Here is a 21,389-nt window from a genome sequence, read left to right on the forward strand (position 1 = left end):
CGGCAGAACGACCTTAGGCCATGCCCGTGGGAGTCACACTCCGGTACGCGCCGAACGGGGCGAGCCCGGTCACGAGCGCTGGCGAAACCGACACGATGTCCGTCGAGTCCGATTCCCGACATCCGTCCCCGGTCCGCCGGCGCGCGTTCCGCGCGGAGGGGACCGGGCGGCGCCGACGATCAGGAGTCGACGGAGACGAGTTCCAGCTCGGCGGTGTCCTCGAAGGTGATGTGGTCGTAGCCGAGCTCGTCGACGACCGGCGCGACCGGTTCGTTGCGCTGGGCCGGGTGGCGGACCTCGGAGTGGGCCCCGCAGCCGTGGTCGAGCGAGACGACCCGCCCGTCGTCGGGGGCGAACTCGTTGGTGCACACACCGAACATCTGGCGCAGCTCACCGGCGAGCGGGGTGAGGAAGCCGCAGGTGGCGCAGCGGGCGGGCGCGGCGGCCGCGATCGGGCTGCGCGGACCGGCCTCGCCGTTGTACCACCGTTCGGCGGCCTGCTCGCGGCCGACCTCGGAGAGCACGTGGCGGCGGCCGAGGCCGAGCTCCCACAGCATCTGCTGGTCGGCGCCCTCCTCGTCCAGTTCGCCCTCGGGCACCTGCGCGAAACCGGGGACGAGGCGCTCGTCGTCCTCGTCCGTGGGCAGGAGGTCGCCCGCGCCGAGGTCACCGGGGCGCAGCCGATCCTTCCAGGGCACCCATTCGGGCGCGACCAGGGCGCCCTCGCCGGGGAGCAGAACGACCTCGTTGACCGTGACCTTCTTCGCGCGCGAGGCGCGGACCACGGTGACCGCGTAGTTCCACCCCGGGTAGGCGGGGTCCAGGCAGGTGAAGTAGTGGGTGACCAGGCGGGTGTCCTCGACCTGGGGGGCGCGCTGCTCCCCCACCCACTCGGGCCGCCCGACCTCGGCGGCCGCCGAGCGGGCCAGGTCCACCGCCTCGATACAGGCCTTGTCCGGTACAGGAGAACGTCGAGAAGGGCTCACGTTCCCCATTCTCACTGATCGCGCGCACCGATTTGACCATGTCGAGGGTCAAGGTTCGCCCGGTTCCTCCCCCCGACCGGGTCTCGGCGCGCGGAGGCGGCCGCGCCCGGGGCCGCGGGCCGCCGGGCGGCAGCGGGGTCAGACGTCGAGGTCGTCGGCGACCACACGCAGGACGGACGCGATTCTGGACGCCTCTCGGCGCTCGGGATGGCGCCCCCGCCGGTAGCCCTCCGACAGGCCCTCCAGGAGCTTGATCAGGTCCTCGGTGATGACGACCATCTCGTCCGGCTTCTTGCGCCGGGCCTTGGCGACCGAGTGCTGGCCCTCCAGGAGTTTCACCTGGAGCGCCTGCGCGCCCTTGCGCCCCTCGGCCACGCCGAACTCGACCCTCTGGCCGGGCCTGAGCGTCGTCGTGCCCGCGGGCAGGGAGGAGGAGTGCACGAACACCTCACCGCCGTCGTCGCGGGTGAGAAAACCGAAACCCTTGTCGCCGTCGTACCACTTGACCTTGCCGGTGGGCACGTAGTGACCTCACGCTTTCGCTGTCAGGCACCGGGGTCCGGACACCGGGGAGCGTCCTGTCCGCCCTCCCACCCGTTCCCGTGGCGCCCCTGGATTGCCGGGGACGATGACCAAGGTACTGGGAGAGACCCTTCGGGCGCGAGGGTATATCTCACCCCCCGTGGCCGCGCGGACGCGCGTCGGGAACGGTCCGCCGACAGGTCCGCGACGCCCTTGCGGCCGGTCGGCTCGGGGGCCGGGAAGCCCCCGGCAGCACGACGAGGCCCGGAGGATGTCGGCGTCCGGGCCTCGTGCGTCGGCGGTGGCCCACGCACCGCTGAGCGCGGAGTGTGGGACGGGACTCGGCGGTGGCGCGGGCCACGCGACCTGTGCGGTGCCCGGACTGGAGACCGGGCCACCCCTGAGAACGCGACCGCCGCCCGTGCGGACGCGTCGGCGTAGGGACAGGTCTACACGAAGTCGTGGATTCGAAACGCGCCGCCACCAGCGGGGCGGAGAAGGCTATTCCGAGCGTTTGCCAAGCGATGACCCGGCGTGGGCGCCTCAGCCCTCCACGGCCCCCTCACGGACACGGTGACCGGCCAGGGCGGCCCGCAGCGCCCTCGGGTACAGGTAGACCGCGGTCGCCAGGCACGCCAGGCCGAGTCCGATCACTCCCGTGTCGGGCAGCGACTCCTGGATGTACCGGTCGACGAACTTGGCCTCGCCGTCCCACAGGAGCATCGCGACCGCGCAGGAGGCCACCGGCAACCCCACGCCGACCCACTTGTCGCGGGTGCTCCACACCCGGCTGAGCACGACCAGCGCGGCCGCGAGCACCCACACGAACGCCAGCTCCCACCACCACGGCACCGTCAGCAGCATCAGCCCCAGGGCGGCGGCCTCCCCCGGGCACGCGCGCACCAGGAGCGCCACACCGCGCAGGGGTCCCGGCCGACCCGCGACGGCCGCGTCGTCCTTCGGCCCCCCGCTCCGGTCGAGGAGCGCCAGGAGGCCCCGGTTGGGTCCGCCCCGCCACGGCGGCGGTTCCCGGTTGGCCTGCGCGGGCTTGGGCGGGATGAGTTCGTCGTCCTGGATGTCCAGGTCGCGGCCCTCGCACTCCCTGCGGACGAGGTCCTCCGGCGTGCCGAAGCACCGCAGGACGTCGCGGACCGCGTCGGGACCGGGGTCGCCCTCGGCCGCGCGGCGGGCGTCGATCCGCGAGCGGAGGTCGGCCAGGTAGGCGGTGCGCTCCCTGGCGGTCATCCGACCGTGCAGGATCAGGCCGACCTCGGACAGATAGTCGAGTACCAGTTGTTCCGAGCGCTGGGACATGACCCCATATTGGCCCACAATGACCTGGCTTTTAACCCTTATCCTTGGTTTTGGTCATCGAATTCTGCTCGAATTCGGCCGCGCGTCCGGCGACGAATGGTAGCGGGGCACACGCGCGCGACGCGCGGGACGACATCGCTTAGCGTGGACACGATGAGCGACAACGCACCGCCCGGCCGACAGCACCCGGGAGCGGACCGGCACCATCCGGGTGCGGAGGGTCACGATACGGCCTCCCGCCCCCCGACGTTCACGTCCTGGCTGCGCGGCCGCTCGGACGAGGACCTCGCCGCGCTGCTGGCCGCCCGGCCCGACCTCGCCCAGCCGGTGCCCGCCGACATCGGCGCCCTGGCCGCCCGCGCGACCAGCCGCAACGCGGTCCTACGCGTGCTGGAGCGGCTCGACCGCTTCACCCTCCAGGTCCTGGAGTCGGTCGTGGCGCTCGGCGACGACCGGCTCCGCGAACCCGTCGGCGTCCCTCCCGCCGACCTGGCCGCCGCCCTCGGGCTGAGCCCCGTCCCCGCCGACGACCCGCTGACGCGCGCCCTCGACACCCTGCACCGGCTCGCCCTGGTCTGGCCCGACCAGGGGCGGCTGCGCCCGGTACAGGTCCTGCGCGACCTCCTCCCCCACCCCGCGCGGCTCGGTCCGCCCGCCCGCGCCCTGCTCGCCGCCCTGCCGCACGGCACGGTCAAACGGCTCGCCGACGACCTGGCGCCCGACAGCACCGCCGCCACCCCGGTCGAGACGGTCGCCACCCTCCTGTCCGACCCGGCACGGGTGAACGGCCTGGTCGCCCAGGTCGGGGCGCCCGCACGCAGGCTCCTGGACAGCATGGCGTGGGGACCGCCGAACGGCACCGTGTCGGACGCGCGGCGCGAGGTCAGCCTGGCCACGGCGGCGTCCCCGGTCGAGACGCTCCTCGCCCGCGCCCTGCTCGTCCCCACCGGGGACGACACACTGACCCTGCCGCGCGAGGTCGGCCTGGCGCTGCGCGCGGGACCGCTGTTCCGGGAGGTCACCACCGGACCGCCGCCGTTCCAGGGCACGGAGAACCCCGGCGACGCGGTCACCCGGGCCGCGGCGGGGCAGGCGTTCACGGTGCTGCGGGCGGTCGAGGAACTCCTGGAGCGCTGGTCCCAGGACCCCGCGGCCGTGCTCCGCAACGGCGGGATGGGCGTCCGGGACCTGCGCCGCGCCGCCCAGACGATGGACACCGACGAGACCACCGCCGCCCTGCTCGTGGAGACCGCCCACGCCGCCGGGCTGATCGGCGCCGACGACCGGGTCGCGGGCGAGTGGCTGCCCACCCGCGAGTACGACCTGTGGCGGGAGAGTCCGCCCGAACGGCGGTGGCTGCGGTTGGCGTCGGCCTGGCTGGAGTCGGACCGCGTCGCCGCGCTCACCGGGTCCACGGACTCCGGTGGCCGGGCGCGCAACGTGCTCGGCCCCGGGCTGACCCGGCCGGCCGCGCCGCAGGCCCGCCGGGACGTGCTCGGCGAGCTGGCGACCGCCGCGCCGGGGTTCGCGCCGCTCCCGGACTCGTTGGCCGTGCGCCTGGCCTGGCGTCGGCCCCGCCGGCAGTCCCCCGTGTACACGGAACTGGTGCGGGCGGCGGCGGACGAGGCGGCCGTGCTCGGCCTGACCGGACGCGGGGCCCTGGCCGACCACACCCGTCCGCTGCTGGACGGTGACGAGGACGCGGCCGCGCGGGTGCTGGCCGCCGAACTGCCCCGCCCGCTCGACCACGTCCTCCTCCAGGGGGACATGACCGCGATCGCCCCGGGGCCGCTGGTGACCGAGCTGGCCCGGGAGCTCGCGCTGGTCGCGGACGTGGAGTCGACCGGCGGTGCCACGGTCTTCCGCTTCACCGAGGACTCCGTGCGGCGGGCGCTCGACGCGGGTCGGGGCGTCGCCGACATCACCTCCCTGCTCGAACGCCACTCGCGCACACCCGTGCCCCAGGCGCTGCGCTATCTGGTGTCCGACGTGGGCCGCCGCCACGGGCGCCTGCGCGCCGGGGCGGCCGCCAGCTACCTGAGGTGTGACGAACCGGCGGCGTTGGAGGAGCTGGTCGCCGACCGCCGCACCGAGGACCTCGGGCTGGTCCGTCTGGCGCCGACGGTGGTCGCGAGCCGGGTCAGCCGGTCGGCGCTGGTCGAGCGGCTGCGGCAGCTGGGCTACCACCCGGTTCCCGAGAGCGGGGACGGGAGCATGCGCCTGAGCCGCCCGGAGGTGCGGCGCGCCGAACCGGCGGACGCGCCGCCCCCGGCCGAGGCGGCCTCGCCCGCCGAGCTGGTGCGGGCGGCGGTCCGGGCGGTGCGCGCCGGGGACGAGGCGGCCACGGCGGCGCGGCGTCCGATACCGCTCCCGGCGGACGGTCCGCCCGGTTCACGGGCGAACGCGGTCATGGCGGCGCTCACCCACGCGGCCGGTGAGGAGCGGCGGGTGTGGATCGGCTACACCGACACCGACGGGCGCCAGGTGAGCCGGATCGTCGAACCGTCGGGGGTCGACGGGGGCTTCCTGACCGCCTACGACACGACGCGCGCGGCCGTGCACCGGTTCGCGATCCATCGGATCACCGCCGTCGCCGAACTGGAGCGGACCGCGGACTGACCCCGCTCGTCCCTCCGGGCGCGTGGCCGTCGCGCCCACCCGGGCCACGAGCGGAGAGCGGGAACCGCGCCGCGGGCGTCCGCCGGGGGAGGGCCCCGACACCGACACGAAGCGTTCCCCCGGACTGGTGGCGGGTGACGGGCGGGCTACTGTGGTGCCGTTGGTCGACCCGCCGACGGTGAGAGACACGCCATGAGCAACGCATCGCTGCCCCCCGGGGCATCGTCCCCCCGCGACCACGGACGTGACGGTGAGCGCGGCCGCCAGGCGTCGGTCGGCCCCGGAGCCGCCGACCGCCACGACGGCGGTCGCGAGGTCGGCGACGACCGCCCGACCGTGGGGGCGGGCGGCGCCAACAGCTCGACCATGGCCCTGATCCTGCACGCGTTCACGTTCCTGTGCTGCGCGAACTGGCTCTTCGGGGTCGCCGGGATCGTGTTCGCGGTGCGGGCCGGTCACGCCCGCGACCGGGGGCGCCCGGACCAGGCGGAGACCCTCACGCGTTATTCCTGGTACTGCTTGGGAGCGGCGGGCGTGATGTTCTTCGTCATGATGGTGTTGACCTTCGTGACACTCACGCAGGCCGGATCGTGGATCGAGGGTATCGTCCCGATCTCGAACTACTGATCGCCGACGGGTGAACCACGGGTCCGTGTACGGCGTCTGACCGGGAGGAACGGAGAATGCGGCGGAGGGCGACGAGCGGGGAGCGCGACGGCCTGTGATCGGCGGGAGTGGCCCCAGGGCCTTCTGGGAGCGGGAGCGGGGCTCCGCTCTCCGGCGCTCCGTGCCCGCAGACGGCGGCGCTCCTCCCCCCACCCGAACGCCCGCCGCCGCACCGCCCCCCGGTCTCCGGCCCGCGACGGCCCCCCGGCCGGTCGGGCCGCCCCCGCGCGTGGGCGGCGCCGTCGCCGCCCTGGTGGTCGCGGTCCTCACCCTGGCGATACCCGCCCTGGGCGTGTCCCTGGGGCTGTGGTTCTTCCTCCTGCTGACCAACATCCCCGGGATCGGGCTGGGCGTCACCGCCCTGGCGAAGGTGCCCGACACCGCCGAGGTCGAGCGGTTCCTCCGCTACACCTGGGCCTGCAACCTCGCCTACGTGGCGATGTCCGTCGTGTTCCTCGTCCCCGTCCTGGTCCTGGTGGCCGTGACGGCCTACTACTCCTGACCCCGCCCCTCCCCCGCCCACGTACGCCTCCCCCGAGACCACTGGAGGACCCGTCGATGAAGGACGACTGGCGACACCACCAACCCCCCGGCCCGGAGGGCTACGACTACGACGCCGGAACGGGCGGCTACCTCCCTCCCCCGGGTTACGACTCCCCGCCCGGCTACGGCGTGTCACCGGGGTACGGTCCCCCGCCCCCGGCCTTCAGCCCCTCCCCGGGGTACGGGACCCCTCCCGGCTACGGCGTCCCGCCCGGGTACGGCGCGCCGTACCCGGAACCGCCCGGCCAGGCCAGCACGATCGTCGCCCTGGTCATGTCCATCCTCATGGTGACCTCCTGCTGCAACGTCCTCGCCATCCCGGGGATCGTCTTCTCCGCGATCGCCCTCTCCGAGAAGCGCGACCACGGGCGGGCCGCCCGGTTCAGGAACTACGCCTGGATCACCAACGCGCTCAGCGTGGTCCTCGTCGTGCTGTTCTTCGTCGTCATGATCGCCGTGGACACCGCCTGACCCCGGTGACCGGGGGTTTCACCCCCTCCGGGCATGATCGGGGGATCGGGCGCGTTGCACCTGACGCCGCCCGCACAGAGGACTCCGCGCGGGAGGGGAACCCTCCCGCGGAGTGCCGTCGGCCCCAGTCCCGTCACGCCCACGAGTGAGAAGGTCCGTGTGTCCTGCCTGATCGTCCAGTCCGACAAGACTCTCCTCCTCGAAGTCGACCACGAGTCCGCCGAGGAGTGCCGCCGCTCCATCGCCCCCTTCGCCGAACTCGAACGCGCCCCCGAGCACGTGCACACCTACCGGATCACCCCGCTGGCGCTGTGGAACGCGCGGGCGGCCGGGCACGACGCCGAACAGGTCGTCGACGCCCTGATCCGGTTCTCCCGGTTCCCCGTCCCCCACTCCCTGCTGGTGGACATCGCCGAGACGATGGACCGCTACGGGCGGCTGCGACTGGTCGGTGACCCCGCCCACGGCCTGGTCCTGGAGTCCTCCGACCGGGCGGTGCTGGAGGAGGTCGTGCGCGCCCGCAAGCTCAGGGGCATGCTCGGCGAGCGGCTGGACGAGGACTCGGTGGCCGTGCACCCGAGTGAACGCGGCAACCTCAAGCAGGCGCTGCTCAAGATCGGCTGGCCCGCCGAGGACCTGGCCGGGTACGTGGACGGTGAGGCGCACCGGATCGAGCTCGACCAGGACGGGTGGGAGCTGCGCGGTTACCAGAAGGAGGCCGCGGAGAGCTTCCACGCGGGCGGGTCCGGCGTGGTCGTGCTCCCCTGCGGCGCGGGCAAGACCGTGGTCGGAGCCGCGGCGATGGCGATGACCGGCGCGACGACGCTGATCCTCGTCACGAACACGGTGTCGGTGCACCAGTGGCGGTCGGAGCTGCTGCGGCGCACGTCGCTGACCGAGGACGAGATCGGCGAGTACTCCGGCACGCGCAAGGAGATCCGGCCGGTCACCATCGCGACCTACCAGGTGATGGCCGCGCGGCGGAAGGGCGTGTACACCCACCTGGAGCTGTTCGACGCCCGTGACTGGGGGCTGGTGGTCTACGACGAGGTGCACCTGCTGCCCGCGCCGATCTTCCGGATGACCGCCGACCTCCAGGCGCGGCGCCGCCTCGGCCTGACGGCCACGCTCGTGCGCGAGGACGGCCGCGAGGGGGACGTGTTCTCCCTGATCGGCCCGAAGCGCTACGACGCTCCGTGGAAGGACATGGAGAACCAGGGCTGGATCGCCCCGGCGGACTGCGTGGAGGTGCGCGTGGACCTGTCGGAGTCCGAGCGCCTCGCCTACGCGACCGCCGAGCCGGAGGACCGCTACCGGTTCTGCGCCTCGTCGGACGCCAAGACGACGGTGGTGCGGGAGATCGTGCGGCGCCACTCGCGGGACCAGGTCCTGGTGATCGGGTCCTACATCGACCAGTTGGACGAGTTGGGCGCGTCGCTGGACGCCCCGGTGATCAAGGGCGAGACCCGCAACAAGGAGCGCGAGCGGTTGTTCGACGCCTTCCGTTCGGGTGAGCTGCGGACGCTGGTGGTGTCCAAGGTCGCCAACTTCTCGATCGACCTGCCGGAGGCGGGGGTGGCCGTCCAGGTGTCGGGGTCGTTCGGGTCCCGTCAGGAGGAGGCGCAGCGGCTCGGCCGGGTGCTGCGGCCCAAGACCGACGGCCGGACGGCGCGCTTCTACGCCGTGGTCGCCCGGGACACCCTCGACCAGGACTACGCGGCGCACCGGCAGCGGTTCCTCGCCGAGCAGGGGTACGCCTACCGGATCACGGACGCGGGCGACCTGCTCGCGGGGGACGAGATCTGACGGCGCCGGGACGCCCCGGCCGGCACGCGCGGTTCGCGGGGCCCGGACCCGCGGGGGTCACAGCGACGGCAGACCGCCCATGACGTACGTGCCCACGGCGATCCCCCAGGCGATGAGGGAGTAGGTGAGGGTGCGGGCGCGCAGGAGGCGGTCGCCCCGGACGGACGGCGCGGCGAACGCGGCGACGAACAGGGCCAGCCCGAGGAACGCGGGGACGGCGGAGGCCAACGCGAAGAGCTGTGTCTGGGTCGCGCAGGTCGTGTAACCCTCGCTGCCGGGATCACCACAGAACACGTCGTCCCCCGATCGATGCGGTCGGTCTGAGCGGTACTCCCCGACCGTACCGTTTCGGCAAGGGAGCGATCGCCGCTGAGGTTGACCGTATCCCCCGGAGGGGATGCCTCCCCACCAGCCATACCGAACCAGATTCTGTTTTTTCGTGACCCACGGCACGTTTTCTCTTTACACGAGAGTCATCTGTGTCCAACCATGAGGTCAGTCCGCCCCTGGAGGTCATCCCATGCCCGACACCCCAGCCACGTCGACGGCCGCGAACGAGCACAGAACCGGGTTCCACTCACTCCGCGACGGCGGCCTGAACTGGGACTCCCTTCCGCTCCGCCTGTTCACCAAGGGCAACGCCCGCTTCTGGAACCCGGCCGACATCGACCTGAGCCAGGACGCCGAGGACTGGAAGCGGCTCGACGACGCGGCGCGCACGCGCGTCCTGCGGCTGTGCGCGTTCTTCGTGGCCGGTGAGGAGGCGGTCACCGAGGACCTCCAGCCGTTCATCCGCGCGATGGCGGCCGAGGGCCGGCTCGGCGACGAGATGTACCTGACCCAGTTCGCCTTCGAGGAGGCCAAGCACGTCCAGGCGTTCCGGCTGTGGCTGGACGCGCTGGGGGTGTACGAGGACCTGCACGGGTACGTCGACGCCAACCCGGGGTACCGCGCGCTGTTCTACGAGGAGCTGCCCGGGTCGCTGGACGCGCTCCTGCACGACCCGAGCCCGCGCAACCAGGTGCGGGCGTCGGTCACCTACAACCACGTCATCGAGGGGTCGCTCGCGCTCACCGGCTACTACGCCTGGAACCACGTGTGCACCGTGCGCGACATCTTCCCCGGCATGCGGGAGATCGTACGCAGGATCGGGGACGACGAACGCCGCCACATGGCGTGGGGCACCTTCACCTGCCGCAGGCACGTCGCCGCCGACGACGCCAACTGGGAGGTGGTCCGCGAACGGCTCGACGAACTCCTGCCGCACGTGATGACGACGGTCAAGCGGGGTGACACGCCCTCCGACGACCCCGCCGACCAGCGCTACGAACTGCCGCCGGGCACGTTGGTCGACTACGCCGCGGACCGGGCGCTGCGGCGGCTGGGCGCGATCGAGTCCGCGCGCGGGGTGCCGCTCGCCCGGATCGACGTCGACGCCTCCCCCGAGCAGTTGGAGGAGCGGTTCGGCGAGGAGGACCGGGAGGCGATGAGGTCGGTCCGGCCGGAGGGCTGACCGAGCGGCGGCGAGAACGGCCTGACCACGTCGCGACCGGGTGACGGAACCGGCGGCCAGCCGGTCCTCCACGGGTGATCGTCCGCGCGGTTCTAGGATGTCGTGTGTCCGGCCCCCGCGGTCGGCACGTGGACCTGCGGCGGTTCGGGGCCGGCGACCGCCACCCCGGGGACCTCCTCGGGTCCGCGATCCTCAGGCGGCATCGGCACCGAACCGAAAGGACACCACGCATGGCCACGGCCACCGCACGTCACATCCTGGTCAACACCGAATCGGAAGCGCTGGAGCTCAAGGAGCAGATCGAGAACGGGGCGGACTTCGCCGACCTCGCCAGGAAGCACTCCTCGTGCCCCTCGGCCAGGGACGGGGGCAATCTCGGCTCGTTCGCTCCGGGACAGATGGTCCCCGAATTCGACAAGGTCGTCTTCTCCGCCCCCGTCGGCGTACTCCAGGGCCCGGTGCGAACCCAGTTCGGGATGCACCTGCTGGAGGTCACCAGCCGCCAGGACTGACGCGACGCGTCTCGGGCCGCGCCCCGGTGGCGCGGCCCGAGGCGGCACTACGAGTTCGGCGGCAGCACGTTCTCCTCGAACCGGCCGACGTGGTTCCCCGGCGGGTCGAACCGCGCCACCACCATGCAGCCGTGCCACCCGTTCGCCTCGGAGGTGGCCGCGATTCCGACACCGATCCGCTCGGTCGACCGCCACACGAGCTGGGTGAAATTTCCCGTGCGGGCGGAATGGGAATGCGCCTGGAAATCGTAGTCATTGATTTCCCGGTACCAGGTGTCCACCGCCTGGCGCAGGACCCGCTCGTCACAGCGCAACGGATCAGGGGACATCTGCTTGTACAGGGTCTCCCCGTCACCGGAGGCGCTGTGTTCGAGGACGCCCCGGTCCGCCCAGGTCTGCGCCCCCCGGGCGAGCTGGGGGTCGGCGACGAGCGCGGGCGCGGAGTGGCGGGCACGGTAGCCGTTGACCCGGTCGAGGACCGCGGACGTCGGGTCGGGCACCGCGGTCTGCGCGTGGGCGGGCGGTGCGAGCGCGGCCAGAACGGCGCAGGAGACAAGGGCGGCGAAACTCACACGAGAACTCTTCACGCGTCGATCATAATGCGCGGCCGACGACACCCCGCCACCCATGGAAAAAGGAATTGATTTCTCCCGCAATTCCGTTTTTCCCGCGCCTGTCGGATTCGCGGGTGTTCGCCGGTGACCGGCCCGGCCGCCTACCCGACCGCCTCCTCGGCGCGCCACAGGTCGCGCCGACCGCGCTCGGCCTCCAGGGCGATCCGGCCGAACGGCTCGGTCAGCCAGTCGCCCTCCCCGGTGAGGTGGTTGGCGTAGAGCACCTCACCCAGCCGGGAGAGCACGAACACCGAGTCCACGAGCCGGTGCGTCTCCAGGAACTCGACGCTGTTGGGCACCCCCAGGTAGAACCGGTCGTGGTCCTGGGGGCTGATCCACCGGCCGAACCCCTGGTCACGGCGGGAGCGCTCGTACCGGTCGACGATCCCGAACGCGCTGTTGCTGCTGTGCGTCGCCACGAACGCCACCTCCACCCGGTACCCCGCCGAACGGAAACCCTCCACCCACGCCGCCGCCCAGTCCGCGCGCCCCAGCGGGTGGCTGCACACGACGTCCACCCGCCCCTCGCGCACGTGCTCCATCGCGAGCTGGTGCAGACCGGCGACCTGCCGCGGCAGGGTGCGCGAGGCGACACGGTCGTCGGCGCGCATCGCCCACTCGTAGTCGGGCGCCAGGCGCAGCAGGTCGTCCCCGTCGTAACTGACCGTCCCCTCGGGCAGGACCGGCAGGACGAGCCGCTGGAGCGTCGACTTGCCCGACCCCGGCTGACCGCCGAAGAGCAGCAGCCGGGGGCGCTCCCGCGCCGGTCCGGTCAGGCGGGGCCGCAGCGCGAGGTCGAACAGCTCCTCCAGCCCCTCCCAGTCCGGTGCCGGGCCCGGGTCCTCGGGGGTGGCGCCCTCGGGCACGCGCACGGGTTCGCGGCGCAGGTCCTCGACGGTGGAGGGGAGCTCGGTGTCGACCCGGTCGAGCTGGTCGGGGGTGAGGAACGCGAGCCGGGCCTCCTCGGTGAGCAGCGCCCCGGCCCGGGCCCGGTCGCCACGGGACAGGCACGCCCCGATCGCGGCGCTGTACAGGTTGTAGGCGCGTTCCCTGGCCTCGCGCTGGGCGTCGGTCTGCGGCGGGACACCACCGCTGGACGTGTCCCCCAGGAGTGGCCGCACCCGGGCCGTCTCGTCGGTCCCGGTCGCGTCCCCGGCGCCGAAGGTGGTCATCATGCCTGTCCTTCCCTGGCCCCGAAGGCCGGAGCCGATCGGTCGGTCGCCGTTGTCGGCATCGGGGATGGTAGTGCCTCACGCCGCTCCGAACGGGGGGTTTCACCGGACGGAGACCCGCCCGGCGCCCGTTTCCCGGGATGGACACCCGAGGTGGCGGCATGGTCCGAAGCGCGTCGGAGGAGCCGGAGAACACCGCCTAGAGTGGCCACCATGACAGCGACTGCCTCCGCCCCCTCCGGGGTACCCGCCGTGATCGACGCCCTGGCCTGGGTCCACGTCCGCGACGGCCGCCTGCTGTGCGTCCGTTCCCGGGGGCGGGACCTGCTCTACGTGCCGGGCGGGAAGCGGGACCCCGGCGAGAGCGACGAGGCCGCCGTGACGCGGGAGGCCCGCGAGGAGGTCAGCGTCGACCTGCGCCCGGGGACCCTCCGCAGGGTGGCGGTGATCGACGAGATCGCCCACGACCAGGCCCCCGGCACCCGCGTACGGCTGACCTGCTACACCGCCGACCACGACGGGGCGATCGCGGCGGACAACGAGATCACCGGCCTGGAGTGGATCGGCTTCGCCGAGCGCGACCGCTGCGCCCCGGCCGTGCGCAGGCTGGTGGAGCTCCTGCACGAGGAGGGCTCCGTCCGCTGAGCCGGCCGGACCTTCCGCCCGGGACGGACCGTGCGCTCAGCGCGGAAGGCCCTCGGGGGCGATCGGGTCCGGCACGCGGCGCGCCCAGTCACCGATGGTGAGCGACAGTAGCATCGCGGTCGGCACACCGAACACGAACGGGGCGAGGAACCCGGTCGACATGACGGCGTCGACCCCCCGGACCTCCACGTCACCGCTGCTCAGCATGGTCTGCGCGACCGTCTGGAACACCAGGTGGAAGCCCACGCACGCCCACAGGTTCCCCGTGACCAGCCGGATCCCGCCCAGCACGATCCCCGTGCCGAGGAAGAGCGGCAGCCGCTCCGCCAGCACGCCCCAGCCCTGGGAGAGCACCCACAGCGCGGTGCCGAACAGGGTGAACAGCACCGCCTGCGCCAGCACCGCGAGCCAGGCGGGCATGGCCGCGTTGAGGTTCCGGTACAGGTAGCCGCGGAAGATCAGCTCCTCCGGCACCGCCTCGAACACCAGGACCAGCGCCGCCAGCAGCAGGACCCCGGGCAGCAGTTCGGTCCAGGGCACGGCGGCGGTGACCGACGACCACCCCATCGCGACGCACAGCGCGATCCCGGCCGCGCCGGGCAGCGCCCAGGCGCCCGCCCCGACCAGGAACGGCCGCCACCCCTCCCGCACCCCGGTCAGGGCGAGCCCGCTCCAGGGCCGCCGGTCGAGGAACCGCCGCGCGGCCCACACCAGGGGCACCGCCAGCACGAAGACGACCAGCGCGTTCACCACGTGTCCGGCCGTCGTCACCTCCTCGGCCGGGAAGAGGGTGCCGTCCAGCCACCCCATCAGCAGCCAGACCAGCAGGGCGCCCGCCGTCACCAGGCCGACCCGGACGAGCAGGTGCGGACGCTCCGGCCGGGCGCCCGCCACCGCGCGCTCGGATGCGTGAATACCGTTCATGTCCTTCACGATCCCAAGCCGCTGTGACCATCGACATCCGGAATCACCCTGGCTCATCCCCGATCCCCGCGGGGGCGGCCCCGTGATCCGCGCTCCGGCCGCCGCCGGGGGTCGGGCGGGAAAACCAGTGGCCGACGCGGGAGGCCCCTGGCTAGGGTCCGAAACCGTGCGCGTGTTTCCCGAACCTCCGGGGGTCCCCGACCACCGATCCGCCGACCGCTTCCTCCTCTGGCTCGCCCGACGCCAGCGGGGCACCCTGGCGTGGGCCTCCCTGGTCATGGGGGCGTTCACCACCTGCGGGGTCCTCACCTCGGCGGCGCTCGGCGCGGCACTCGACTCCGATCTCACCGACGGGGACACGGGGGCGCTCCTGGCCTGGGTCGGGGTGCTCACCGCCCTCGTCCTGGCCTCCGTCGCCCTCCTGCACTTCCTCCACCGCGCCCAGGCGTTCAGCTGGTACGCGTCGGCCTACCGCACCGTGCAGGCGGTGACCGGCCGCTCGGTGGACCTGGGCCCCACGCTCACCCGGCGGCTGCCCTCCGGCGAGGTGGTCGCGGTCGGCACCGACGACATCGACCGGATCGGCGACTTCTACGAGATGAGCGCCGTGGCGCCGGGAGCGGTCGTCTCCGTCGCCGTGACCGGCGCCCTGATGCTCACCTCCCATGTCACGTTCGGCCTGGCCGTACTGGTGGCGGCGCCGCTGATCATGCTCTCGACGGTGCCGCTGCTGGGGGCGCTCTCCCGGCGCGAACAGCACCAGCGCGACCGCCAGGCCGAGCTGACCACGATCGCGGGCGACCTGGTGGCGGGCCTGCGCGTCCTGCGCGGCGTGGGCGGGGAGCACACGTTCGGCCGCCGGTACCGGGAGGAGTCCCAGCGGGTCCGGGCGGCCGGGGTGCGGGTCGGGTGGGCCGACGCGGCCCTCCAGGCCGTGCGGGAACTGCTGCCCGGACTGCTGCTGGTCGGGATCGTCTGGTACGGGGCCAGGCTCGCGCTCACAGGCGAGCTCACCGTCGGCCAACTGGTCGCCTTCTACGGCTACACCGCCATCCTGGGCACGGACGTGCGCTACCTGTCCCACACGGCGTCCCTCTACATCTCGGCGCGGGTCGCCGCCCGCCGGGTCGTCGGCGTCCTGTCCCTGACCCACGACCACCCCGATCCGGCGGCCCCGGCCCGGGAGCCGGAGGGGCCGTGCGACCTGCGCGACCCGGCCAGCGGGGTGACGGTCACGGCGGAGCGGACGGTCGGTGTCGTGTGCGCCGCCCCCTCCGACGCCACGGTGATCGCCGAACGCCTCGGCCGCTACCGCGAGGAGGAGGACGCCGAGCTGGTCGAGCGCTCCACCGGTCGCGCGGTACGCCTCCGCGACCTGCCGCGTCGCACGGTGCGCCACCGCGTGCTGGTCGCGACCAACGACGCCCACCTGCTCTCCGGCAGGCTCCGGGACGAACTCTCCCCCGACGGCGGCCTGTCCGAGGAGCGGCTGGCGCGGGTGATCGACGCCGCGCACGCCGACGACATCGTGCGCCAGTCGTCACGGGGGCTGGACACCGTGCTCACCGAGCGCGGACGCGAGTACTCCGGCGGCCAGCAGCAGCGGCTCCGGCTCGCGCGGGCGCTCGGGCTCGACCCGGAGATCCTCGTCCTGGTCGACCCGGCCTCGGCCGTGGACGCCCACTCGGAGGCGGCCATCGCGAAGAAGCTCCCCGCGGCGCGGGCGGGCCGGACGACCGCCCTGTTCACCACCAGCCCACTGCTGCTGGCCCACACCGACCACGTGGTCTTCGTCCAGGAGGGGCGGGTGACCGCCCAGGGGACGCACGCGGAACTGCTCGCGGACGTTCCCGACTACGCCGCCACCGTGCTGCGCTCGCTGACCGCCGAGGAGACCCCATGACCCAGACCGCCGAACACCCCCCGCCGCACCTGCCCGAGGCCACCGCGTGGCAACCGGTCGACGGCCTGCCGGTCGCCCCGGCCGCCGTGGTGTGGCGTCGGCTGCGCCGGGCGGGTCGGGAGCACGGGTGGACGCTCGCGGGCGTGGTCGGGCTGTACGGGGTGGCGGCGCTGAGCGCGCTGGTCGCCCCGTGGGCGCTCGGCCGGGTCATCGACACCGTGCGGGCCGACGGGCCGACGGGGAGCGTCGACCTGCTGGCGCTCGCGATCGTCGGCTCGCTCCTGGTCAACGCGGCGTTCGTCCTGGTGTCGGTGGCGCTGTCGATCCGGTTCGGTGAGGGGGTGCTGGCGGAGCTGCGCGAGGAGTTCGTGCACGACGTCCTGCGCCTGCCGCTGGGCACCGTGGAGCGCGCCGGGACCGGCGACCTGGTGGCGCGCACCGGACGCGACATCGGCCACCTGAGTCACGCCGTGCGCCACTCGGTCCCGCTCATGATGGTGAGCGCGGTGACGGTGGTGGTCGTGGTCTCCGCGATCGGCGTGGTGCACCCGATGCTGCTGCTGGCCATGACACCCTCCGTCCTCGTGTTGTGGGTGTCCACGCGCTGGTACGTGCGGCGGGCGCCGGACGGGTACGTGCGCGAGCTGGCGGCCTACTCCGACCTGACCCAGGGGGTGACGGACGCCGTGGAGGGGGCGCGCACGATCGAGGCCCTGGGGCGGCAGGCACGCCAGGTGGCGCTGAACGACCGGCGTGTGCACCGCGCCTACCTGGCCGAGCGGTACACGCTCTGGCTGCGGACCGTGTGGTATCCGCCGCTGGAGTTCTCCTACCAGTTCCCCGTGGCCGTGACGCTCCTGGTCGCGGGGGCGCTCCACGTGAACGGCGCGATCAGCGTGGGTGCGATCGCCACGGCGGTGTTCCTCAGCTCGCAGCTGGCACGGCCGGTGGAGAAGCTGATCGACGAGATCGACAGCGTGATGATGGGGTTCACCAGCCTCCGGCGGCTGCTCGGGGTCGGGCTGACCGGGGAGGAGGCCCCCGCACCGACCGGGGCCCCGGCCTCGGGCGCGGACCCGGGCACGGTGGAGGTCGAGGGGGTGCGGTTCGCGTACACGGACACCGAGGTGCTGCACGGGGTGGACCTGGTCGTCCGTCCCGGCGAACGGTTGGCCGTGGTCGGACCGAGCGGTGCGGGCAAGTCGACGCTCGGGAAGCTGGTCGCGGGGATCCACCCGCCGACCTCGGGCGGTGTCCGGGTGGGGGGCGTGGAGCTGACGGGGCTGCCGCCGGAGGAACGCAGGCGCCGGGCGATCCTGCTGAGCCAGGAGAGCCACGTGTTCCGGGGGAGCGTCGCGGAGAACCTGTCACTCGCGCGGGACGGGGAGGAGGTCGACGAGGACGCGCTGTGGAAGGCGCTGGCCGCCGTGGACGCCGACACGTGGGTGCGCGCGCTGCCGGACGGGCTGGCGACGCGGGTCGGCTCGGGGAACACCACGCTGGACCCGTCCCACGTGCAGCAGCTGGCGCTGGCCCGACTCGTCCTGGCCGACCCGGAGGTCCTGGTGCTCGACGAGGCGACGTCGCTGATCGACCCGCGCTCGGCCCGCCACCTGGAGCGGTCGCTCGGCGGCGTGCTCGCGGGCCGCACGGTGGTGGCGATCGCGCACCGCCTGCACACGGCGCACGACGCCGACCGGATCGCGGTGGTGGAGGAGGGCCGGATCAGCGAACTGGGCACGCACGACGAGCTGCTCGCGCGCGGGGGCGCCTACGCCGAACTGTGGCGCGCCTGGCACGGCGGTTGAGCCCGCACCGGACCACGCCCCGATCGACCCGTGACCCGACGCCGACCCCAGGAGGCCCCTCCCACATGACCACACCCGAGATCCCGCGCCTGTACCGGGACGCGGACTTCAACGGCCCGCTCTCCGACGGGCACGCCGCCCGGTTGATCCGCGGACTCGGCCCGCTCACCGGCCGCCGCGTGGTGGACGTCGGCTGCGGCTGGGCCGAGTTCCTGCTCCGCGCGCTGGCGACCGACCCCACCGCCACCGGCCTCGGTGTCGACCTCGACGAGGACCTCCTCGCCCATGGGCGGGCCAACGCCCGGGCGCGTGGCCTGGCGGACCGGGTCGAGCTGATCGCGGCCGACGTCGGCGCGTGGCGGGGGGAACCGGCGGACGTGGTGGTCAGCAGCGGGGCCACCCATGTGTGGGGCGGCGACCCGGTGAAGCACACCGCGAACGCGCTCACGGCCCTGCGGGACCTGCTGCGTCCCGGTGGCAGGCTCCTGTTCGGCGAGTGCTTCTGGAGGCGGCCGCCGACCGAGGCCGAGGCGGCGGCCGTGCCGTTCATCCCCCCGGCCCAGTACCGTCCGCTGTCCGGGCTCGTCGACCTCGCCCTCGCGCACGGCTTCCGCCTGCTCGCGCTGTCCGAGGCCGCCACGTGGGAGTGGGACGACTTCGAGAACCGCCAGGCGCTGGGCCGGGAGGAGCGGCTGGCGCGGAACCCGGACTCGCCGCACGCCGACGGGGTGCGCGAGCGGGCGGACCGGCACCGCCACGCCCGGGTTCACGGCATGCGGGAGACCCTCGGGTTCGCGTACCTGACGCTCGTCCGCGCCTGACCGGTCCCACCGGTCCTACCACTCGTCGAGTCCAGGGAACTCATCGGTGTCGATCTCGGTGTCGAACGGGTCCGGAAGTCGAATCTTGTCACCGAACCTCACCGATGTGGTGCGGTCGTACTGGCCGTTGGCTGGCTGTTCGTGGAGAGTGACCGAGGGGCCCACCTCGTTGAAGGCGTCGATGAGCAGATACAGCGGAACTCCCGCTCGGGCGTACCCCCGGAGCTTGATGGTGCGATCGTTGTTCCTGCTGCTCGGAGACACGATCTCAACAGCCAGGAATGCCTTCTCCGCCGGGCAGGGCGGCTTCGTCCTCCCTCGGAGAGCCGACCGCGGAATCACCACCAGGTCGGGCATGAAGACCTGCCCGGATGTGGTCACCTGGATTCCCAGGGTCTGGTAGAGGCCCCATCCCCTCTCCCTCGGGATCGCTTCCATCAGGGACCAGTGCACCAGATCAGCGATGAGGTTGTGTGGAATGGACGGGGGGCCGCCAGAACGACTCCGTTGTCATCAAGGATCTCAGCCCGCCAGCCGTCGGGCACGTCAAGCTCCTGCCAGGTGCGCAGCAGGTAGTCCCATCTCGACAGCCCCTCCTGGACAGGGGGTTCAGCCACGGCAAGACTCATTTCGCGTTGCACCTCCGGACAAGGACACTAACGCTCCGTGTCCGTGCCCGCCCGACACTCCGCAGAACAACCCCCGGGATTTCTCCGGGCCAGCGTCCCGTCCGGCGCGGCTACCCCCGAAAACGCCCGGAGAACAGCGAAACCGGGCGGCCCCGTGAGGGGCCACCCGGTCGTCGCGGGCGAGGTCGCGTATCCGGACCTCGGACTCCAGGCGGAGCCTAGAAGTCCATGCCGCCCATGCCACCGGTCGGGTCGGCGGCGGGAGCCGCGGCCTTCTCCGGCTTCTCGGCGATGACGGCCTCGGTGGTCAGGAACAGACCAGCGATGGAGGCGGCGTTCTGCAGAGCGGAACGGGTCACCTTGGTCGGGTCGATGACGCCGTCCTTGAACAGGTCGGTGTACTCACCGGTGGCGGCGTTGAGGCCGAACCCGGGCTCCAGGTTCTTGACCTTGTCCGCCACGACGCCGCCCTCGAGACCGGCGTTGACGGCGATCTGCTTCAGCGGCTCGGCGATGGCGCGGCGGACGATGTCGGCGCCGATGGCCTCGTCGCCGTCCAGGTCGAGCTTCTCGAAGGCCGGGACGCTGGCCTGGAGCAGGGCGACACCACCGCCGGGCAGGATGCCCTCCTCGACCGCGGCCTTGGCGTTGCGGACGGCGTCCTCGATGCGGTGCTTGCGCTCCTTGAGCTCCACCTCGGTGGCGGCACCGGCCTTGATGACGGCCACGCCGCCGGCCAGGCGGGCGAGACGCTCCTGGAGCTTCTCGCGGTCGTAGTCGGAGTCGGTGCGCTCGATCTCGTTGCGGATCTCGTTGACGCGACCGGCGATCGCGGTGGCGTCACCGGCGCCGTCCACGATGGTGGTCTCGTCCTTGGTGACGACGACCTTGCGGGCACGGCCGAGCATGTCGAGCTCGGTGTTCTCCAGCTTGAGGCCGACCTCCTCGGTGATGACCTGGCCGCCGGTCAGCACGGCGATGTCGCCGAGCTGGGCCTTGCGGCGGTCACCGAAGCCCGGGGCCTTGACGGCGACGGACTTGAAGGTGCCGCGGATCTTGTTGACGACCAGGGTCTGGAGCGCGCCCTGCTCGACGTCCTCGGCGATGACCATCAGCGGACGGCCGGCCTGGAGGACCTTCTCCACGACGGGAAGGAACTCGTTGTTGTTCGAGATCTTGGAGTTGACGATGAGGATGTAGGGGTCCTCGAGGACCGTCTCCATGCGCTCAAGGTCGGTGGCGAAGTAGGGCGAGATGTAGCCCTTGTCGAAGCGCATACCCTCGGCGAGCTCCAGCTCCAGCCCGAAGGTCTGCCCCTCCTCGACGGTGATGACGCCTTCCTTGCCGACCTTGTCCATCGCCTCGGCGATGGTCTCACCGATCTGGGCGTCACCGGCCGAGATCGAGGCGGTGGAGGCGATCTGCTCCTTGGTCTCGACGTCCTTGGAGAGCTTGCCGAGCTCCTCGTTGATGCGAGCCACGGCGGACTCGATGCCGCGCTTGAGACCAACCGGGTTGGCGCCGGCGGCGACGTTGCGCAGACCCTCGCGGACGAGAGCCTGGGCGAGCACGGTGGCGGTGGTGGTGCCGTCACCCGCGACGTCGTCGGTCTTCTTGGCGACCTCCTTGACCAGCTCGGCCCCGATCTTCTCCCACGGGTCCTCGAGCTCGATCTCCTTGGCGATGGAGACGCCGTCGTTGGTGATGGTGGGGGCGCCCCACTTCTTCTCCAGAACCACGTTGCGGCCCTTGGGGCCGAGCGTGACCTTGACGGCGTCGGCGAGCTGGTTCATGCCGCGCTCAAGACCGCGACGGGCGTCCTCGTCGAACGCGATCAGTTTGGCTGCCATTGAGTTCTTGTCCTCCCGTGACCGGGCTGATACGCGATGGGACGAGGCGTGCGCCCGCGACGGACGACCGC

At 72.8% G+C, this 21,389-nt stretch carries 20 protein-coding genes; 11 read left to right on the forward strand and 9 right to left on the reverse strand.

What is annotated here, in order from left to right; all coding sequences use genetic code 11:
- Positions 1-179: 179 nt before the first annotated feature.
- The 3 genes from DVR05_RS13440 to DVR05_RS13450 form a co-directional block, all read right to left on the reverse strand.
- Positions 180-935 (reverse strand): DUF3027 domain-containing protein, encoded by a 756-nt coding sequence (locus tag DVR05_RS13440; protein ID WP_116246193.1) that lies wholly within the window; start codon positions 933-935, stop codon positions 180-182.
- Positions 936-1,124: 189 nt separating this feature from the next.
- Complete coding sequence (locus tag DVR05_RS13445; RefSeq protein WP_116246194.1) at positions 1,125-1,508, reverse strand: cold-shock protein; 384 nt, start codon at positions 1,506-1,508, stop codon at positions 1,125-1,127.
- Between the two features lie 543 nt (positions 1,509-2,051).
- The gene (locus DVR05_RS13450) at positions 2,052-2,822 is read right to left on the reverse strand and encodes a hypothetical protein (protein WP_116246195.1); all 771 of its coding nucleotides are present in this window, start codon (positions 2,820-2,822) and stop codon (positions 2,052-2,054) included.
- A gap of 153 nt (positions 2,823-2,975) precedes the next feature.
- Between DVR05_RS13450 and DVR05_RS13455 the strand changes: the two genes are divergently transcribed.
- From DVR05_RS13455 to DVR05_RS13475, 5 genes are all read left to right on the forward strand, one after another.
- Positions 2,976-5,441 carry a helicase-associated domain-containing protein gene (locus DVR05_RS13455; protein ID WP_116246276.1) on the forward strand — a complete coding sequence of 822 codons (2,466 nt, stop codon included), beginning with the start codon at positions 2,976-2,978 and terminating at the stop codon, positions 5,439-5,441.
- Positions 5,442-5,633: 192 nt separating this feature from the next.
- On the forward strand, positions 5,634-6,068 hold the full coding sequence (locus DVR05_RS13460; protein WP_116246196.1) for a hypothetical protein: 435 nt from the start codon (positions 5,634-5,636) through the stop codon (positions 6,066-6,068).
- 268 nt (positions 6,069-6,336) lie between these two features.
- Positions 6,337-6,609 (forward strand): hypothetical protein, encoded by a 273-nt coding sequence (locus DVR05_RS13465; protein ID WP_116246197.1) that lies wholly within the window; start codon positions 6,337-6,339, stop codon positions 6,607-6,609.
- 56 nt (positions 6,610-6,665) lie between these two features.
- A complete protein-coding gene (locus DVR05_RS13470; protein ID WP_116246198.1) occupies positions 6,666-7,121 on the forward strand; it encodes a DUF4190 domain-containing protein in 456 nt (151 codons plus the stop codon).
- A gap of 159 nt (positions 7,122-7,280) precedes the next feature.
- On the forward strand, positions 7,281-8,927 hold the full coding sequence (locus DVR05_RS13475; RefSeq protein ID WP_116246199.1) for a DNA repair helicase XPB: 1,647 nt from the start codon (positions 7,281-7,283) through the stop codon (positions 8,925-8,927).
- A 57-nt stretch (positions 8,928-8,984) separates the two neighbouring features.
- On the opposite strand, the gene DVR05_RS13480 is transcribed toward DVR05_RS13475, so the two are convergent.
- The gene (locus tag DVR05_RS13480) at positions 8,985-9,221 is read right to left on the reverse strand and encodes a hypothetical protein (RefSeq protein ID WP_116246200.1); all 237 of its coding nucleotides are present in this window, start codon (positions 9,219-9,221) and stop codon (positions 8,985-8,987) included.
- Between the two features lie 226 nt (positions 9,222-9,447).
- Here DVR05_RS13480 and DVR05_RS13485 point away from each other — a divergent pair, with 226 nt between their 5' ends.
- On the forward strand, positions 9,448-10,440 hold the full coding sequence (locus DVR05_RS13485; protein ID WP_116246201.1) for a R2-like ligand-binding oxidase: 993 nt from the start codon (positions 9,448-9,450) through the stop codon (positions 10,438-10,440).
- Between the two features lie 230 nt (positions 10,441-10,670).
- A complete protein-coding gene (locus tag DVR05_RS13490) occupies positions 10,671-10,952 on the forward strand; it encodes a peptidylprolyl isomerase (RefSeq protein ID WP_116246202.1) in 282 nt (93 codons plus the stop codon).
- Positions 10,953-10,999: 47 nt separating this feature from the next.
- Here DVR05_RS13490 and DVR05_RS13495 read toward each other — a convergent pair whose 3' ends face one another.
- Both DVR05_RS13495 and DVR05_RS13500 read right to left on the reverse strand, forming a co-directional pair.
- Complete coding sequence (locus tag DVR05_RS13495; protein WP_157982441.1) at positions 11,000-11,539, reverse strand: CAP family protein; 540 nt, start codon at positions 11,537-11,539, stop codon at positions 11,000-11,002.
- A gap of 128 nt (positions 11,540-11,667) precedes the next feature.
- Positions 11,668-12,738 (reverse strand): zeta toxin family protein, encoded by a 1,071-nt coding sequence (locus DVR05_RS13500; RefSeq protein ID WP_116246277.1) that lies wholly within the window; start codon positions 12,736-12,738, stop codon positions 11,668-11,670.
- A 213-nt stretch (positions 12,739-12,951) separates the two neighbouring features.
- On the opposite strand from DVR05_RS13500, the gene DVR05_RS13505 reads away from it, so the two are divergent.
- Positions 12,952-13,383 carry an NUDIX domain-containing protein gene (locus DVR05_RS13505; RefSeq protein ID WP_116246278.1) on the forward strand — a complete coding sequence of 144 codons (432 nt, stop codon included), beginning with the start codon at positions 12,952-12,954 and terminating at the stop codon, positions 13,381-13,383.
- A gap of 36 nt (positions 13,384-13,419) precedes the next feature.
- On the opposite strand, the gene DVR05_RS13510 is transcribed toward DVR05_RS13505, so the two are convergent.
- Positions 13,420-14,307 (reverse strand): CPBP family intramembrane glutamic endopeptidase, encoded by an 888-nt coding sequence (locus tag DVR05_RS13510; RefSeq protein ID WP_116246204.1) that lies wholly within the window; start codon positions 14,305-14,307, stop codon positions 13,420-13,422.
- 166 nt (positions 14,308-14,473) lie between these two features.
- Here DVR05_RS13510 and DVR05_RS13515 point away from each other — a divergent pair, with 166 nt between their 5' ends.
- From DVR05_RS13515 to DVR05_RS13525, 3 genes are all read left to right on the forward strand, one after another.
- Positions 14,474-16,210: an ABC transporter ATP-binding protein gene (locus DVR05_RS13515; protein ID WP_116246205.1), complete on the forward strand. Its 1,737-nt coding sequence runs from the start codon at positions 14,474-14,476 to the stop codon at positions 16,208-16,210.
- Positions 16,207-18,018: an ABC transporter ATP-binding protein gene (locus DVR05_RS13520; protein WP_116246206.1), complete on the forward strand. Its 1,812-nt coding sequence runs from the start codon at positions 16,207-16,209 to the stop codon at positions 18,016-18,018. The genes DVR05_RS13515 and DVR05_RS13520 overlap by 4 nt, the downstream gene beginning before the upstream one ends.
- A gap of 65 nt (positions 18,019-18,083) precedes the next feature.
- Positions 18,084-18,839, forward strand: coding sequence for a cyclopropane-fatty-acyl-phospholipid synthase family protein (locus DVR05_RS13525; protein ID WP_116246207.1), 756 nt, complete (start codon positions 18,084-18,086; stop codon positions 18,837-18,839).
- A 15-nt stretch (positions 18,840-18,854) separates the two neighbouring features.
- Here DVR05_RS13525 and DVR05_RS13530 read toward each other — a convergent pair whose 3' ends face one another.
- Together DVR05_RS13530 and groL are read right to left on the reverse strand one after the other, a co-directional pair.
- Entirely contained in the window at positions 18,855-19,277 is a 423-nt protein-coding gene (locus DVR05_RS13530; protein ID WP_232832112.1) for a Uma2 family endonuclease, read from the reverse strand.
- A gap of 409 nt (positions 19,278-19,686) precedes the next feature.
- On the reverse strand, positions 19,687-21,318 hold the full coding sequence (groL, locus tag DVR05_RS13535) for a chaperonin GroEL (protein ID WP_116246208.1): 1,632 nt from the start codon (positions 21,316-21,318) through the stop codon (positions 19,687-19,689).
- Between the last annotated feature and the right edge of the window lie 71 nt (positions 21,319-21,389).

The sequence above is a fragment of the Nocardiopsis sp. FIRDI 009 genome (genome assembly GCF_003386285.1).
In the GTDB taxonomy this organism is placed as follows: domain Bacteria; phylum Actinomycetota; class Actinomycetes; order Streptosporangiales; family Streptosporangiaceae; genus Nocardiopsis.